General features: G+C 62.6%; 14 protein-coding genes. 10 read left to right on the forward strand and 4 right to left on the reverse strand.

Annotated elements, in window-relative coordinates:
* Positions 1–24 precede the first annotated feature (24 nt).
* Together F4036_07935 and F4036_07940 are read left to right on the forward strand one after the other, a co-directional pair.
* Positions 25–729 carry an ABC transporter ATP-binding protein gene (locus F4036_07935; GenBank protein MYK37665.1) on the forward strand — a complete coding sequence of 235 codons (705 nt, stop codon included), beginning with the start codon at positions 25–27 and terminating at the stop codon, positions 727–729.
* Positions 632–2,287 carry an efflux RND transporter periplasmic adaptor subunit gene (locus F4036_07940; protein MYK37666.1) on the forward strand — a complete coding sequence of 552 codons (1,656 nt, stop codon included), beginning with the start codon at positions 632–634 and terminating at the stop codon, positions 2,285–2,287. The genes F4036_07935 and F4036_07940 overlap by 98 nt, the downstream gene beginning before the upstream one ends.
* Here the strand turns inward: F4036_07940 and F4036_07945 are convergent.
* From F4036_07945 to F4036_07955, 3 genes are read right to left on the reverse strand one after another with little or no spacing between them, the layout of a single operon-like run.
* Positions 2,284–3,873, reverse strand: a complete 1,590-nt coding sequence (locus F4036_07945) for an FAD-dependent oxidoreductase (protein MYK37667.1) — start codon at positions 3,871–3,873, stop codon at positions 2,284–2,286. The two genes, F4036_07940 and F4036_07945, sit on opposite strands and share 4 nt — an antisense overlap.
* A complete protein-coding gene (locus tag F4036_07950; protein MYK37668.1) occupies positions 3,770–4,615 on the reverse strand; it encodes a DUF1838 domain-containing protein in 846 nt (281 codons plus the stop codon). Before F4036_07950 ends, F4036_07945 begins: the two co-directional genes overlap by 104 nt.
* Before the next feature lie 36 nt (positions 4,616–4,651).
* A complete protein-coding gene (locus F4036_07955) occupies positions 4,652–5,548 on the reverse strand; it encodes a DUF1838 domain-containing protein (protein MYK37669.1) in 897 nt (298 codons plus the stop codon).
* Positions 5,549–5,797: 249 nt separating this feature from the next.
* On the opposite strand from F4036_07955, the gene F4036_07960 reads away from it, so the two are divergent.
* The 7 genes from F4036_07960 (at position 5,798) to F4036_07990 (ending at position 13,864) form a co-directional block, all read left to right on the forward strand.
* Complete coding sequence (locus F4036_07960; GenBank protein ID MYK37670.1) at positions 5,798–8,131, forward strand: TonB-dependent receptor; 2,334 nt, start codon at positions 5,798–5,800, stop codon at positions 8,129–8,131.
* Positions 8,132–8,259: 128 nt separating this feature from the next.
* On the forward strand, positions 8,260–9,111 hold the full coding sequence (locus F4036_07965; protein ID MYK37671.1) for a hypothetical protein: 852 nt from the start codon (positions 8,260–8,262) through the stop codon (positions 9,109–9,111).
* A gap of 26 nt (positions 9,112–9,137) precedes the next feature.
* On the forward strand, positions 9,138–10,031 hold the full coding sequence (locus tag F4036_07970) for a DUF1838 domain-containing protein (GenBank protein ID MYK37672.1): 894 nt from the start codon (positions 9,138–9,140) through the stop codon (positions 10,029–10,031).
* 46 nt (positions 10,032–10,077) lie between these two features.
* Positions 10,078–11,022 carry an ABC transporter permease subunit gene (locus F4036_07975; protein ID MYK37673.1) on the forward strand — a complete coding sequence of 315 codons (945 nt, stop codon included), beginning with the start codon at positions 10,078–10,080 and terminating at the stop codon, positions 11,020–11,022.
* Positions 11,019–11,894, forward strand: a complete 876-nt coding sequence (locus F4036_07980; GenBank protein MYK37674.1) for an ABC transporter permease subunit — start codon at positions 11,019–11,021, stop codon at positions 11,892–11,894. Before F4036_07975 ends, F4036_07980 begins: the two co-directional genes overlap by 4 nt.
* A gap of 3 nt (positions 11,895–11,897) precedes the next feature.
* A complete protein-coding gene (locus F4036_07985) occupies positions 11,898–12,875 on the forward strand; it encodes an ABC transporter ATP-binding protein (GenBank protein ID MYK37675.1) in 978 nt (325 codons plus the stop codon).
* Positions 12,872–13,864, forward strand: a complete 993-nt coding sequence (locus F4036_07990; protein MYK37676.1) for an ATP-binding cassette domain-containing protein — start codon at positions 12,872–12,874, stop codon at positions 13,862–13,864. Before F4036_07985 ends, F4036_07990 begins: the two co-directional genes overlap by 4 nt.
* 19 nt (positions 13,865–13,883) lie before the next feature.
* On the opposite strand, the gene F4036_07995 is transcribed toward F4036_07990, so the two are convergent.
* Positions 13,884–14,810, reverse strand: coding sequence for a LysR family transcriptional regulator (locus F4036_07995; GenBank protein ID MYK37677.1), 927 nt, complete (start codon positions 14,808–14,810; stop codon positions 13,884–13,886).
* 213 nt (positions 14,811–15,023) lie between these two features.
* Here F4036_07995 and F4036_08000 point away from each other — a divergent pair, with 213 nt between their 5' ends.
* On the forward strand, positions 15,024–16,205 hold the full coding sequence (locus F4036_08000; GenBank protein ID MYK37678.1) for an amidohydrolase: 1,182 nt from the start codon (positions 15,024–15,026) through the stop codon (positions 16,203–16,205).
* The last annotated feature ends 1 nt before the right edge of the window (position 16,206 follow it).

The following is a 16,206-nucleotide window of genomic DNA, read 5'->3' on the forward strand; positions in this document are numbered from 1 at the left end:
GGCAATGAAGGGCTACGGCAGTAGATGACGACGTCTGCAATACGTACGCGCGAACTGACGCGGACCTACCGGATGGGAACCGATACCGTGGTCGCGCTGTGCGATGTCAGCCTCGCGGTACGGCCGAACGAGTACCTGGCCGTCACGGGCCCGTCCGGATCGGGAAAATCGACGCTGATGAACCTGCTCGGCTGCCTGGAGACGCCCACGGCGGGAGACTACTGGCTGAACGGCGTGCACGTGTCGCGCATGAACGGCCGGGAGCTGGCCAGGGTGCGCAACCGGCAGGTGGGTTTCGTGTTTCAGACCTTCAATCTGCTGGAGCGCTGCAGCGCCGTGCAAAACGTGGAGGCGCCCCTGATCTATGCCCGGATGCGCCGCCGCGAGCGTCTGAAGCGGGCGACCGAGGCCCTGGAACGGGTCGGGCTGGCCGACCGCCTTGCGCACCGGCCCAGCCAGCTCTCCGGAGGGCAGCGGCAAAGAGTGGCGATTGCGCGTGCGCTGGTTACGCGCCCGAGCATCTTGCTGGCGGACGAACCGACGGGTAATCTGGACTCGGCCACCGGAGCGGAAGTCCTGACGTTGTTCGATTCACTGCACAGCGACGGTCACACGTTGATCGTGGTTACCCATGACGCCGGCATCGCCGCCCGCGCCGAGCGCAGGATCGAGATGCTGGACGGCAGGATCACCGCCGACAGCGGCGCGCCTGGTAAAGCCTGTGCTTGATTCCCCCTTTGCGTGGAGCGTCGGCGGCAGGACAGCCGCCGCCGAGCCCCATGGACGGGTTCATGCGTCTCCACGCAAAGGGGGAATCAAGCACAGGCGAGGGACAACGAGAACGCTGTGGCCCGGCGGTGCGGCTTTCGGACTGATGCTGGTCCTGGCCGGCTGCGCGGAAGAACCGGCGCCCGAGCCGCAGGCCTACGACCAGGCGCCCGTGGAGCTTCGCGACATCCGCGTGTTCGTGGAGGCCGCCGGCGCGGTCGAACCGCTGCGCACCGTGGAACTGAAATCCAAGGCTTCCGGCGAGATACTCGCGATCAACGCCGAGAACGGCGATCCGGTTGAGCGCTCCGCCCTGCTGGTGCGGATCGACAAGCGCATCCCCACCAACAACCTGGCCCAGGCCGAGGCGGCGCTGAAAGCCGCGGAGTCGCGCCAGTCCATCGCCGAACTGCAGATGGAGCGCGCGGAAAGGCTGGTGGCCGACAACACGATCACCGACAGCGAGTTTGAAGAGACTGCGCTTTCGCTTTCGGAAGCCGAGGCGCAACTGGTTCGCGCCCGCGTGGACGTGGAAAACGCCCACATCGCGCTGGACGATACCGACGTGCTGGCGCCGATCGACGGCACCATCATCGAGCGCAATGTCGAGCCCGGACAGGTCATTTCATCGCCGACCCAGGACGTGGGCGGCGGCACGCTGCTTTTGCGCATGGCCGACCTGCGCCGGGTCCTCGTGCGCACCCGCGTGGACGAGACCGACATCGGCAAAATCAACGCCGGCATGCAGGCGCAAGTCAAGGTGGCGGCCTATCCCGCCCGCGAATTCACCGGTTACGTGGAGAAGATCGAGCCGCTGGCCGTGATCGAACAGAACGTCACGATGTTCTCGGTCCTGATCCTGCTCGACAACCCCGACTCGTTGCTGCTCCCGGGCATGAACGCCGAGGTTCAGATCAAGATCGCCGAGGAACTCGAGGCGCCGGCCGTGCCGATGGCGGCGCTGCGCACGATCGACGACATCGAGGCGACCGCGCACATGCTGAACTGGCCGTACAGCAACCTCCACGACGCGGTCATGAAGGAACGGGAAGAGACCGGCGACGGCGGGCAGCCGGACCCGGCGGCAATGTCACGGCCCGATCCCGGGGATTTCGCCCGCCAGCAGAACCGCACCGGGCAGCGCCCGCAGCCCGGACCCGAGCAGCGCGCGGCCATGCGCAGGGCCATGGGCGACGCGATACGCAATCAGCCGCGGCGCGTGGGGCGCCCCTGGACGGGCGGCGCGAGACCGGGCGGCGGTCCCGGCCGGCGCTTCCAGCGGCAGGAGCGGGATTACGACTTCAGGGCGGAATACTGGGTGCTGGTCATGCGTGACGACGGACCGGCGCCGGCCTGGGTCCGCACGGGCCTGAGCGACTTCGAGTACTCGGTCGTGCTCGCGGGACTCGAGGAGCACGACGAGGTCCTGCTGCTGCCCAGCGCGGGACTCTACGAATCGCAGTCCAACCTGCGCAACTGGATGCGCCGGCGCGCCGGCGGCCTGCCCGGCATCGGCTAGAGGTATCCGAGGATCTCGATCGCGGCGCGTTCGCCGGACTCCATCGCGCCCTCCATGCCGCGATTCAGTTGCGCGGTGTGTTCTCCGGCGAAATGAATGCGGCCAAGCGGCGCGGCGATCGTCTGGGCGAACGCGGTGATCTGACCGGGCTTCCAGTAGGCGTAGGCGCCGCCGGCATACGGATTGTTGGACCATTTCCACAGGTAAACGGGTTCCAGCGCGTCCTTCAGTGACGGCCGCAGCCGGAACAGCTCGGCGGTCACTTCGGCGATGGCCGCTTCCTCGTCCATGTGGGCAAGTTTCAATGCGAAATGGCCGTTGACATAGGCCAGGCAGCTGGTGACCGAGTCGGGGCTGCCCGGGTCGTTCTTCAGCGCCATGAACCGTCCGGGCAGCGCGTCCGTCCACATGCTCGGCGCCATGCCGTCCTGCTCCCAGTAGGGTTGCTTCACCGCGTAGTGGATCTGCGTGCACGGCGTATAGCCGAGGTTGTCGATCGCGGCCCTCTGCAGGGCCGGCGGCTCGGGATCGAGCGCGATCCTCCGCAGCGCCGAAAACGGCATGGCGATGATGGCGCGCGCGGCATTCAGCCGGCGGCCGTCCTCCAGGCTGATCCGCACCCGATCGCCTTCGCCGGCGATCGCCGCAACGGGGCTGTTCAGCAGCACGTCGCCGGTCAGGTTGCGAGCCATCGCCTCCGGAATCCGCTGGTTCCCGCCATTTGCCGCCCCGCCCTGGCCCGGCCAGTTGGCCTGATGGATCGCGAAACTGATGGTGTGAAACATCATCAGGGCGGACAGGTCGTGATGATCGGTTCCGTAACTCGCATTATGTCCCACCCCGAGTTCGACGCCGGCTTCAGTCAGGCCCGCTTCCGTGAGCACCTCGCCGACCGGCCGGTCCCATGCGGCGAACTCCGGCCGCCGCCAGGCGCCCAGGTCCGATTCCGGATAAGGGTTCAGCTCGGCATAGACCTGGTAGGGCGGTCGCGACGGAAGCATTTGCCGGGCCCAATCCTGCCGGTACGGATTGAGCGCATGACCAGGCCAGTCTTCCTCGCTGATCAACTGGCCCTGGACGCAGTACAGCAACTCGCCCTCGCGGGGCTCGGTGCGCGGGCGCACGGGCCCGATCTCGACGCCGTACTGCCTGGCCGCGTTCAGCAACCGCGCATAACCGCCACCCATTCCGCTTGCACCCAGTTCCGGGTGCCCCGGAACCAGAGACTCGGCTACGGTGTGCACCCGGCCGCCAAACCTGGAGGTCGCCTCCACCACCATCACGTTCACGCCCAGTTCTTCAAGCAGCAGCGCTGCGTTCAGCCCGGCCAGGCCGGCGCCGATCACGATCACTTCCGCGTCGAGGCCACCGCCGGTCTGTGCGCCCCGCAAGGCGCGGGGCAGCATCCAGGAGCCGGCCAGCGCCGTTCCTCCAGCCAGAAACCGCCGGCGCGTAGAGCGCCCAACGATCTTCCGCCCTGCCTTATTCGTCGTGTTTGTCATCGAAGGAAAGTTCCTCTGTAAAGAAATCGGGCCTTGTCGCTTCCATGGCGGTCCGGATGTGTTCGGGAATCTCCGACGCATCAAAGTGCTTGGTCATGTCGGCCCTCCAAAGCATGCTGCCCGGTATATCGCCCATCTTAAGCATGGTCATCCATTCGGTCACCAGCGTATGGGCAAGCGGAACGTCAATGCTGGTGACCGACGGGTCGTCGAGCTGCGCCACCGGGACCGCGGCGCTGTCGATGGTCATCTCGTACTTCACCTTTCCGGAGGAAGGCTCCTGCCACTGGGTGTGCGCCTTGCGCTGCATGAAGGCCGTATCCCCGACCACGTTCCAGTCCAGAACATAAGGCCGTTCGAAGATCGAACTCTCCATGGCGAACGGCGCAATCATGGAAAAGCCGTCTTCGGCGGTCATTCGCGCGCCCGAGATCAGGGTGCACATCGGTTTGAGCGTAACGGTCTCGCCCGTGTAGGGGTTCTCGAAGGAATCGATCAGCTCCCAGGTTTCCGGGTCCGCGTAGACGCCGCAACCCTCCCACCGGGACTCGTAGCCGCCTCCATCCATCCTGCGGTAGGCCTTCTTGGTGACGCCGATCATGCCGAACAGCGGTTCGCTGAAAGAGCCGCTGGGTACGCCGTAGGCCACCATGCGCGACATTCTGTAGATGAGCCGCCCCGAGGTGTCGGCGTCCACCTTCACCCAGGCCTCGATGTTGTAGGCCGGATCATCGAAGCGGCCGGCATCGGCGGCTGCCGCGGAGGCCAGCGCCCAGATCAGCGCGGCGGCGACAATCCTGGGCGCTTTGCGATTACTAAGCGTCATTTTGCTCTCCCAAAAAAAAGTCAAGGGCACAACCCCTTACAGATCGAATTCTTCCCAGCGGATCGGAGTCGTCAGAAAGCCCGGATAGCGCCGTTCGGCTTCGGCGAGAAATTCTGCCGGAAGCGCGTCAAGACGATCATATTTCCGACCCATGCCGGCCCATAGGATGTGGCCCGGAATATCGCCCATCCTCATGTAGGTAAACCAATTCAATTCGGTGCTCCACATCATGTCATGGTAGGGCGCGGAATTCTCCGGATCGGTGAGTTCGGAACGAAAGCCGTGATATCGATACACCGCGTTATCGACGCGCCATTCGCCGTCCGGGCGCCGGTACGCGATGCGCTCGTCATAGGTGGCCCAGACATCGTCGCCGATCACCGTCCAGGGCATGACGAAAGGCCCTTCCTCCGTGGGCGATTCCCTCTCGAATTCCGCAAGCGACCGGGGGCCGTCCACGCTGAATATCGAGGCCCCGAAGGAAGTCCTGAAGTGGACCACCTCGTTGTCCTCTCCGGTAAACGGATTGCGAAAACCGTCAATGACGCGTCCGCTTTCCGGGTCGGTGAAGAGTATCAGTCCCCGATAACCCTGCGCCCAGGATCCGTCATCCAGTTTTCGGAATTCGACCAGTCTGCAGGACTGGTAATCGAACAGGAGTTTCGCGAGTTCATTTTCCTGCGTGCCGAACACGCGCCCGTGCCCCCAGCCGTAGCTGGGTTTTCCACTCACGTCGCCGATCAGGCGAACGTAAGCGAGCAGGTTGGTTTCCGGCGAAGAGAAGTCGACGGGCTCCCGGAGGGCAGGAGGCGCGGAATCGCCGGCCCGAATGGATCGCGGCAAAAGCATCGAGGCGCCAAGACCCGCCGCCCCGAAAAGCATGTCCCTTCGGCTTAGCGCCGGCGAGTCTGCAAGCAGGATGTCCCTGAGCATGAGTTCAGTCTACCGGGCCGCTCATCCGTTCGGAAAATACCACGTACGCCTCTCCTGCATGGGCTGGGCTTGACGAATCAAAGAAAAAGTTTTGGCTTTCCAAAGAAAAACGAAGGCTTGCGGCCGAACGGATGGTCTAGTATTTTGTTCAATCGCACAACCGGGAAAAATCATCCTGATCTACCCGTAAGTGAGCGGAGGGCAATTATCTGCGGGATCGGATCCAGACCCTGCAGGAGGAGGAGGTTGATGGTTTCTCGACAACGGACAAACGGCGCAATCGCCCTGGCGATCGTGTTCGCTCTGGGGTCAGGTGGTGCCCTTGCGCAGCAGCAGGCAATCGAGGAGATTGTCGTTACAGCAAAGCATCGCGAGCAAAACCTGCAGGACGTTTCACTGGCGATTACGGCATTCACGGCGGCCGATATCGAAGCGAAGGGCCTGGCGGATGTGCGCGACGTGGCGCAGTTCACGCCGTCCTTCAGCTATTACAGCGGAACCGGAAGAGCGGACCCCACGGCGTTGGTCGTGCGCGGCCTTGCGCCGAATACTTCGGATGAGCGCTACCAGGGGCTTTCGGTCTTTATCGACGGAATCTTCCTGTCAGGCCAGCTCACGAGTATCGACACTTCGTCGCTCGAGCGGGTCGAGGTAATCAAGGGGCCGCAGGCCGCAACCTTCGGCCGGGCAACATATTCCGGGGCCGTGGACTACGTAACGAAGACGCCAAGCGACAACGAGTTCTCGGGGCGCGTATTCGGACAATGGTCCAGCAATTCCGGCAACAGCAACCACAACGCAAGCGTGCGCGTCAATATTCCGGTCGTCGCGGACAAGTTGTGGCTGGCCGTCAACGCCACTTCCCTGCGCCGCGGCGAACTGGGCACGAACCCGGCGAATGGCGAAAAGGTGGGAATTGAAGAAACGACCGCTTTCGGCATCACCCTGTATGCCGAACCCAATGAAGACCTGAGCATAAAGTTCCGCTACGGAGTGGACCGGGACCGCGACAGCATTCCGGCCTTTTACGTGGAGGAACCGGCGGAATGGGCGGCGCTTGGAACCAGGACGCAAACCGTCCCCGGAGGTTTTCTCTGGCCCGACGGGAAGGTGCCGGATGCGCGTCTCGGAATTGCCGGCGGCACCGAGTTCCTGGACGCGGACCGCCCACTTGACGGCGGACGCGACCGCGATCGCGATGTTGCCAGCCTGATAATCGAAGCCGACGTTTGGGACGGCCACGAACTGAGCTACCGGGGCGGCTATTTCGACTCGAAATACTGGGCCAATGCGGACTTCTATTGGCGCTCGGGCATCAATGATCCCTTCTTCGGCGACGCAACAAACCGCAAGGCCCGGACCCTGGCCGGCACGGGAAATTTCCTGGACGGCCTGTTCGCCAACCTGTTCACGATCGCGTTCCAGGAGACATTCGAGAACACCAGCCACCAGGTGAGACTGGTTTCGCCGGGCGACCGCAAGCTCCGCTATCGCGGCGGCTTTTACTACTTCAAGGAAACCGTGCGCAACTTCCGCTTTGAAGAGGACAAGAAGCCGTCCAACCCGGAGGGCCAGCAACGCGGCGACGAGTGGGTGGAGAACTTTGCCGGTTTCGGCGGCATGGAATATGACTTCTCCGAGAAAATGACCTTGAGCGCCGAGGCCAGGATCGCACGGGAAGAGGTCGTCTGGGAGGAATGCGGCTTCTGCGAGGTGAACAACACCGGGAACGGCCGGGTACACAAGGACACTCAGATCAGTCCGCGGTTCACGGTCGAATACCGGCCCAACGACAATTACCTGCTTTATGGCCTGTTGGCGCGGGGATACAAGGCCGCCCGCCACAACAACAACACCCGATTTTCGCTGCCGACAGCCGAGCCCGAGCGTCTCGACAATTTCGAGGTTGGAGCGAAGACCACGCTGGCCGACGGCCGGGCGATACTCAACGTCGCCGGGTACTACAGCGATGTCCAGAACCAGCAGGCTTTCTTCCCGGTCCCGGATCCCGCTACCGGCGGAACGACCAACCTGACCGGAGTCGGCAATTTCGGCGACAGCCGTATCTTCGGCTTTGAAATCGAGGGCAGCGTGCTGTTGAGCGAAGGCTGGCAGGTGAGCGGGGGCGTCGGCCACGCCGACCACAAGTTCACCTCGGACGGACCGCCGCTCAACGACTTCGGGCTGTTCCGCCCCGGTCAGACGGTCAACGGCCTGACCACCGTCAACACGCCCAAGTGGACCGGCAACCTTTCAACCGACTATACGTTCCCGATACAAGGCGGCGCCTATGACGTTACGCTTCGGGCGGACATGCTCTTCACGGGCAAGATGTTCGTCGATCGCGCCAACCTGGCGTACATCGACAGCGTTGTCCGGTTCAACGCCAAGGCCACGCTGAGCGCGGAGACCTGGCACGTATCGGTGTTCGCCAAGGACATTTCCGATGACCGCACCCGCACAGGGGCCGGATTGTCGGGATCGTCGGGTTGCCTGTACACCGAAATACCCGGTTCCCGGTGCCTTTCGGTCGGCGTGCCGCGCGGCAGGGAAGTCGGCATCGAAGCCGTGTTGAATTTCTAGCGGGTACCGGCTCCGAATACGCGTGGGCGTCAGCTACCGGAGCCCCGGGGCTGACGAGGATGTCGCCGCTGGGCGTATGAGGCGCCAGGACCGTCAACTGTGTCCGTTCATTGGAGCGACGGCTGATCATGTTTGAACTGACGCGACGCACCTTCCTGGCCGCAACGGGCGCCATATCCATTACGCAAGCGTTCAGCCCCGCGGGAACCAGCGCGGCGATGGCAGCCGAAACGGCGGATGGCATGAAATTCGACGACCCTCAGCACAACCTGGACGCGCAGGTGCGCCTGTGGGGCGGAACGGACAACAGGGTCCGATATGGTTTCGGGCAAGGTCGCGCCTTTGCCGTCTTTCAGGGCGAACTGGCCATTCCGCTTTTCGACGCAAGGGCCGTGGCCTGGAATCGATTTCGGCGCGAACCCGACGGAAGTTATGTCCGACAGACGGCCTTCGTCCAATATCACTACAATCTTGATGGTGGATTTGCCGAGTCGTGGACAAACCCCGTGACGGGAGAGTCCCGTCAATTGCCGGTCATCAGGAACGAATTCGGGGAGGTTCGATTCAGGACCACGGGAACGGACATACCTCCTGAAATGGAGGTTGAAACGCCCTGGAAGGAGGGAGTGCCCCGCATTTTTCCCTGGATCGTCATGGGAGACGACGTCTGGCTGAGCAAGGAGGAAATGGTGCGCTACCGGTCCGCCCGGGAAGGCCGCCGCGTGGTGGAGAACGCCGTTCGCACCTATCACACGTCCCTTGCGGAACTGAACGATCTGCAGCGCCCCAGCGTGAGCTCCAGGATGGTCGAGTATGCGCAGTCGGAACTGTTCGGTTTTCTGGGCATGCCCGAGGGCCGGTCCGGGCACCTGCTGTGGCGGTTCGTGTCCAGGAAGCACGAGTCGCTTGACGACCTGCCCGGGGACATCCGCCGCGAGGTGGACCGGCGCAATCCGGAACTCTGGGAAATCCCCGGGTGACGTTCTCGCGCCGTAATCTGATCGCCATGCTTGGGGCGACGGGCGCGACCGCCGGCATGTCGCAATTGGGCGCAGAAGCCGTCGTCGGCAGGGTCGGGGGCTTTGATCCTTCAGATCCGCTCCACAATGCTCATGCCTACGCCAAGATGGAAGGCAGTCTCGATGGAACCATGAACTACCATCTGTCCGTGGGCTACATACTGGGGTTCATGCCGGGTCAGTTGCCGCGGCTGTTGACGGGCTTTCAGAACCTCAAGGTCAACCGAATTGAAGATCTGGGCGAGGGCTCGTACCTGGACACCTACTCTTCCGTCTACACTTTCACGGTCCCGGACATGTCGGAGCAATTGCCTGGCGACTGGACCAACCCCTACACGGGCGCCACGAACCGGCCCTTTCACTACCGTTCGGGCCCGAGCCGCCTGCTCATCACGCCCGAGGGGTTCAAGGCGCCCGCCAGGCCGGAAGCTCCGGGAAACCCGAATCCATTCGTACTGCCGTGGCTGGTGCTCGGCGATCAGATCGTCAGAAGGCTCAACTCGTCGTCCTGGTTTCCGAGCGATCTTTCTCCGGAAGAATGGCCCCTGGAGTCTCCCGGCGAGGAGATGATTTCCGCCCACTTCACCAGCCGCGTCGGCGATCTGGCCGACCTGGCGAACCCCGACATCGCCAGGATGGATGTCACATCATTCACCAATTCTCAATCCAATTGGCTGCCCTGGATGCTCATGGGACAGATCCCCGGTCATATCGGCTATCACACGATCGGGCGCTCATTTGCCGACCTGGGCGACGTGCCCGAGGAATCCTTGCGGCTGGCGGAGCAAGTCGTGCCGGATTTTTTCGATGCGCCGCTGGACCTGCCCTACACACTGCAGCTCAGGGAGTACAAGAAGGCACGAAAACCCGCGCAGCCATAGCGAGACTCGCGGCGCGGATCGGGACCCCTTGATGCAATCGTCTTCAATGGCCGCATACCTGGTGCGCAGGCTGTTGATCGCAATCCCTACGATGTTCGTCATCGTCGCCCTGTCGTTCCTGCTGATCCGGGCGGCGCCCGGGGGGCCCTTTGACGAGGAGGCCGCGCTGGAACCCCAGGTCGTCGAGAACATGCAGGCGGCCTATCACCTGGACAAGCCGATCCCCGTTCAGTTTTCGATCTACCTCGGCAACGTGCTGCGGGGCGATCTGGGCCCCTCCATGATCTACAAGGACTTTTCGGTCAACGAACTGCTCATGTCCGGCCTTCCGGTCAGCGCGGACCTCGGGCTGAAGGCACTGACGCTCGCCGTGCTGATCGGTTGCTTCATCGGCGTGGTGGCCGCGTTGAATCAGAACCGGGCGCTGGACTTCGGCGTGATGTCCCTTGCGATGACCGGCATAGCGGTGCCGAGCTTCGTGCTGGCGCCCCTGCTGACCCTGGTTTTCGGCATTTACCTCAAGGAAGTGTCCGGAATCGGCGCGGCGCTGGCTCTGCCCGTGTCCGGCTGGGGAGGATTTCGTCACCAGATCCTGCCGATCATTGCGCTGGCATTGCCGCAGATCGCCATAGTGGCCAGGCTCACCCGATCCGGCATGATCGAAGTGCTGCGCTCGGGTTTCGTGCGCGCGGCGCGACTACGGGGGTTGTCCGAGATGCGGGTTGTGACCCGGCACGCCTTGCGGGCCGCGCTGCTCCCGGTCGTCAGCTATCTGGGACCCGCAATCGCCGGGGTGGTGACGGGTTCGCTGATCATCGAGCAGGTCTTCGATCTGCCAGGAATCGGGCGCTACTTCATTCAGGGAGCGATCAATCGCGATTACCCGCTGGTGATGGGCGTCGTGATTCTCTACGCTTCGGCAGTCCTGATCCTGAACCTGATCGTCGACATGCTGTACGGCGTCCTTGATCCGAGAGTCCGGATCCGATGAACGCCCCGGAAACCCTCCCGCGCCCAAGGCGATCGCACTGGGACGACGCCAGGCGCCGGTTTGTTTCCAACAAGGCGGCGATTGCGGGGCTTGCCGGCCTGCTTGCAATTGCGCTTTTCGCGGTACTTGCGCCGCTGGTCAGTCCCAATGACATGGAGACCATGGATTTCGCCAGGCTTGCAAGCCCGCCGGCCATTGACGGGAGTCACTGGTTCGGGACCGACACGCTGGGACGGGACCTGCTGGTTCGCACGGCGCACGGTGCGCGCGTCTCGCTGATGATCGGCGTCGTCACGACGCTTGTTGCGCTTCTGATCGGCGTCGCGTACGGCGCCATCGCAGGTTACGCGGGCGGGAAAGTCGACTCCGTGATGATGCGGTTCGTCGATGTTCTCTACGCACTGCCGCTGATCTTCTTCATCATCATTCTGGCCACCGTTTTCGGGCGGAACATTCTTGTCATTTTCGTGGCGATCGGGGCGGTCGAATGGCTGACGATGGCCCGGATCGTGCGCGGCCAGACCTTGTCTCTCAAGGAAAAGGAATTCGTCGAGGCGGCGCGGGCCCTGGGGGTGCCGGGCCCGGCCATCGTGCGCCGGCACATCATCCCCAACGCGATAGGACCGGTGATCGTATTCGTGACCCTGCTGGTTCCGGCCAACATCCTGATCGAGAGCTTCATCAGTTTTCTCGGGCTCGGCGTGCAGGAGCCGTTGACGAGCTGGGGAGTGCTCATCAAGCAGGGCGCGGTCGAACTGGAAACCGCGCCGTGGCTGCTCCTGATTCCGGCGCTGTTCCTGGCAGCGACCCTATTCTGTTTCAATTTCATCGGCGACGGGCTGCGTGACGCGCTCGACCCGAAAGACAGGTAGGCCATGGCGCCGGCAAAGACCGTCCTCGAAGTCGAAGACCTGAGCGTGGAGTTCGACACGCCCGACGGAACGGTACGAGCCGTGAACCAGGTGTCGTTTTCCATTGAAGCCGGCAGCTGTTATGGCGTCGCCGGCGAGTCCGGTTCGGGCAAGACGCAATTGTTCCTGTCGATCATGCGAGAAATGCCGAACAACGCGAAGGTGACCGGCAAGGTAATTTTCAACGGCAGGAACCTGCTGGAAGTGTCGCGGGCCGAGCTTGACCGCATTCGTGGCGCCCGAATCGCCTACGTCATGCAGGACGCGCTGTCGGCGCTGACGCCGCACAAGACCATCGGCGATCAATTGATCGAGGTCCTGCGGGTCCACGAGCACCTGACGCCGGCCCGGGCGCGGCAAAGGGCGGTTGACGTCCTCGATCTCGTCCGCATTCCGGAGCCCGGGAAGCGCATGAAAATGTATCCACACGAACTCTCCGGCGGGATGCGTCAACGGGTCCTGATCGGTTCGTCCATCCTTTGCGAACCGGACATTCTGATCGCCGACGAACCCACGACGGCGCTGGACGCGACGGTACAGGCCCAGGTCATGGAGATTTTTGATGATCTTCGCGTGAAAACCAGGGCGGCTATTGTCCTGATCACCCACGATCTGGGCGTACTGGCCGGCTGGGCGCATCAGGTGATGATCATGTACGCGGGACGGATCGTGGAGGCCGCTCCGGTCGACCGGATTTTCGCCGCACCCTGTCACCCGTACTCCCGGGGCCTCCTGAGCGCCGTACCGCGACTCGACGGTCCGCTGAACCAGGACCTTCAGGGGCTTTCCGGGATGCCGCCCAACCCTTTGGCCTTGCCGCAGGGCTGTGCCTTTGCGCCGCGCTGTTCCATGCGTCAGGCTGTTTGCGAGCGAGAAGTCCCGCGGATTCAAACGGGTGCGGAAGAACACCGGTTCGCATGTCACTTTGGTGGTCCCGCATGACTGCCGCGGGCCTCTTGTCCGTACGGCAGCTCCGCGTCGAGTACCAGATCCGGACCGGCGGTTTCCTGAGGCCCAGGTACCAGGCGCTGCGGGCCGTGGATGGCGTTTCGTTCGAATTGGGGCGCGGTGAATCGCTGGGTGTGGTGGGAGAGTCCGGATGCGGCAAGACGACCCTGGCGCGTTCCGTACTCATGCTGAAACGTCCGGCCTCGGGTCAGGTCCTGTGGTTCGGAGAAAACGTCTCCGATCTTGACGAAGAGTCCATCCGGCCCCTGAGACGGAATTTCCAACTGATATTTCAGGATCCGCTATCGAGCCTGGACCCGCGCATGACGGCCTCCGAGGCCATTGCCGAAGCCCTGCACTCCTTCCACCCGGACATGTCCCCGCGGGAAATGAACGCTGCAGTCGAAAAAATGATCCGGCAAGTCGGCCTCCCGCCGGAATCGGCATCCAGATATCCGCATGAACTCAGCGGCGGACAGTGCCAGAGAGTAAGTATCGCCAGACACGTCATCCTGCGTCCCGAACTGCTGGTGCTCGATGAACCCGTAAGCGCGCTCGATGTTGCCGTTCAGGTCCAGATCGCAGGACTCCTCAAGCGCCTGCAATCCAGGCTCGGGATGGCGTTACTGTTTATCAGTCACGACCTCTCCGTCATTCGGCATCTGTGCGAAAGAGTACTGGTGTTGTACCTGGGCAAAGTCGTGGAAACCGGGCCTCGCAGCCGGATATTCTCCGCGCCGCTGCATCCCTACACTCGTGCGTTGTTGAGTTCCGTGCCGACGCCCGATCCCCGACGCGGGCCGGTACGAGCCAGCCTGGATTCTTCGAAGGAACAGCCTTCGTCCCTGAATCCGCCCCCGGGTTGCCGGTTCAGCACGCGCTGCCCCTTTGCCACGGAACGCTGCCGGGCGGAAGAACCGCCATTGATCGATTCCGGAACCGGGCAGGAAGTCGCCTGTCATTACTGGGAACAGTGGCGCTAGCGCCATGCTCCCAGGCGCCTCAGGCGTGGTGGCCGTTGCTGTGACTGGCTGCTTCGCGCAACAGCCAATCGCGGAACAAACGAAAGCTGCGCCGTTGCGGAAAGTGCATGGGGTAAACGAACAAGTATTGAAAACTCAATGGGTAGCTTTCGGGGAACAGCCTTGACAGACGGCCGGCGGCAATGTCATCCCTCACCAGGGCGCCGCGTCCGAGCCCCACGCCCTGACCATCCACCGCGGCCTCCATCGCGATACTGGATACGACATAGCGCGGCCCTCTCCGCGTATTGATATCCCGGACGTCGAAGGCGTCGCACCATCGCCGCCAATTCGGAAAGACCCGCATCCTGCGCATCGTGTCGTCATGAAGCAAGGTTGCATTTCGAAGATCGGCCAGTGTTCTCAAGCGCTTCTTCTCCGCGTACGCGGGAGAGGCTACCGGGAAAACGCGCTCTTCGAACAGAAAATCCACCGCCAGGGTGTCCGCCAGGCCCGCGCGGGTTTCGATACCGTAGTAGATCGCCAACGAGGGTTCGCCTTCCTGCAATTGCACCGTGTTGGTGGTGCTCCAGACGCGCAGATCTATTTCAGGGTGATGCGAATAGAACCGGGGGAGGCGCGGGACGAGCCATTTCTGTGCGAACGACGGCGAGGCCTTGATCGTGAGGACAGGATTTCGCGTTACTTCCTGAAGCGAGCCCACCGCGTCGCGCATTTGCGAAAGCGCCCGGGATAGCACGGGGCGGCACGCCCGCCCTGCATCCGTCAGTGTCAGCTTCGGACCGTGGCGCTCGAACAGTTCGAATCCGAGCGAGTCTTCCAGCGTGGCGACCCGCTGACTTACGGCCGCCGAACTGATGTGAAGTTCGCTCCCCGCTCGGGTGAAGTTCAAGTGTTTCGCAGCGGCATCGAACGCTTCGATCGACTTCAGAGAGGGCAGCCGCATGTCCGGCACTCAGCGCGACATGCCCGATCGCTCCCGGGCTCCCAGTGCGTAGTGAGTATTGGGCAACTCTTCCCCGAGCGCGAATTCAGGAGTTCATCGTAACATATTCTTATGATAAGACCCAAAATAGGAAGGAAATATCGGATTTTCGGTATGCTAGAGTCGCACTCTGCAAGAAATTGTTTGCCTTGAACAAAACGCCAGGGGAGCGAGATGGCAGGGAGAGTACGTAGAGCGCCGTACGCGTTGATCGACGGTGATTCCCATGTGGGAATGCCGCTGGACTTGTGGAACCGATATCTGGACGAAGAGTTCAGGAAGCGGCCTGATCGCCCCAGGCATGAAGTGAGGGAAGAAGATCAACTCGCCTTTTTTCGCTGCGGAAGATACTCCTTTCCGCCCAAAGGGTTCAAAGGCTACATGCCTCCGTCCGGCCGCCCGCCCGGTCCCCTCGGCGGGATCGATGCACAAGTGCGCGTTCGCGACTTCATGGATCCCGAGGGAATCGACCGTACGGTCCTCATGCCTTCACGTAACATCGCGCCGGCCTATCTGGGCGACCCGGAACTGGGAAACGCAATGGTGGAGGCCTACAACAACTGGCTGCACGACATGTGCAATGAGTTCCCCACGCGAATGTTCGGATACGGCATTCTCAATGCGGCGGACACCAACCACGCGATCAGGGAAATGAGGCGCAGCGTATTCGAACTCGGATTCCCGGGCGTATATGTCAATCCCAACGTGATCGGCAATGCGCCGGAGGAGTACCACACGCTGGCCTCGGAACACTACTATCCGATTTACGAGGCCGCGCAGGAACTCGACGTGCCTGTCGCGATACATGGCTTTTCCGATCCCTACATTGAGGGCTTCGACCTCAACTGGCCGAACAGGATCCCTCTCTGGAGCGACATCAACGGCTTTCCGATGCAGGGTATGAATTGCTTCCTGAGCCTCGTGGCCGGCGGGGTCTGCGAAACGTTTCCCGCACTCAGGGTCGGGATTTTCGAGTCCGGCGTGGGCTGGGTGCCGTTGCTGCTGGACCGCCTGCACGAACGCATGGAAAAATTCGCGCCGATGGTGGCCGACAGCGCTCCGAAGCTGAAGCTGGAGCCGAGGGAATACATCCAGCGGCAGCTTTATTTCGGATTCGAACCCGAAGACCCCTTTGTCGAATTGTTCATAGAGTGGACCCGGGCGCCGAACCGGTTGATATTCTCGGCGGACTATCCGCACCTGGATTTCGAGCCCGGGCAGACCGAGGAGTTCCTCCGGGGCAGAAAGACGCTGAGCGACGAGGTCAAGCGCATGACGCTGCATGACAACTCGATCGAGTTCTTCCGCTGGGAGGATACGGCGGCTTCCGGGGCCGACGAAGCGCCGGCCGTATAGA

The sequence above is a fragment of the Gammaproteobacteria bacterium genome, assembly GCA_009845905.1.
Taxonomy (GTDB): Bacteria; Pseudomonadota; Gammaproteobacteria; order Steroidobacterales; family Foliamicaceae; genus Foliamicus.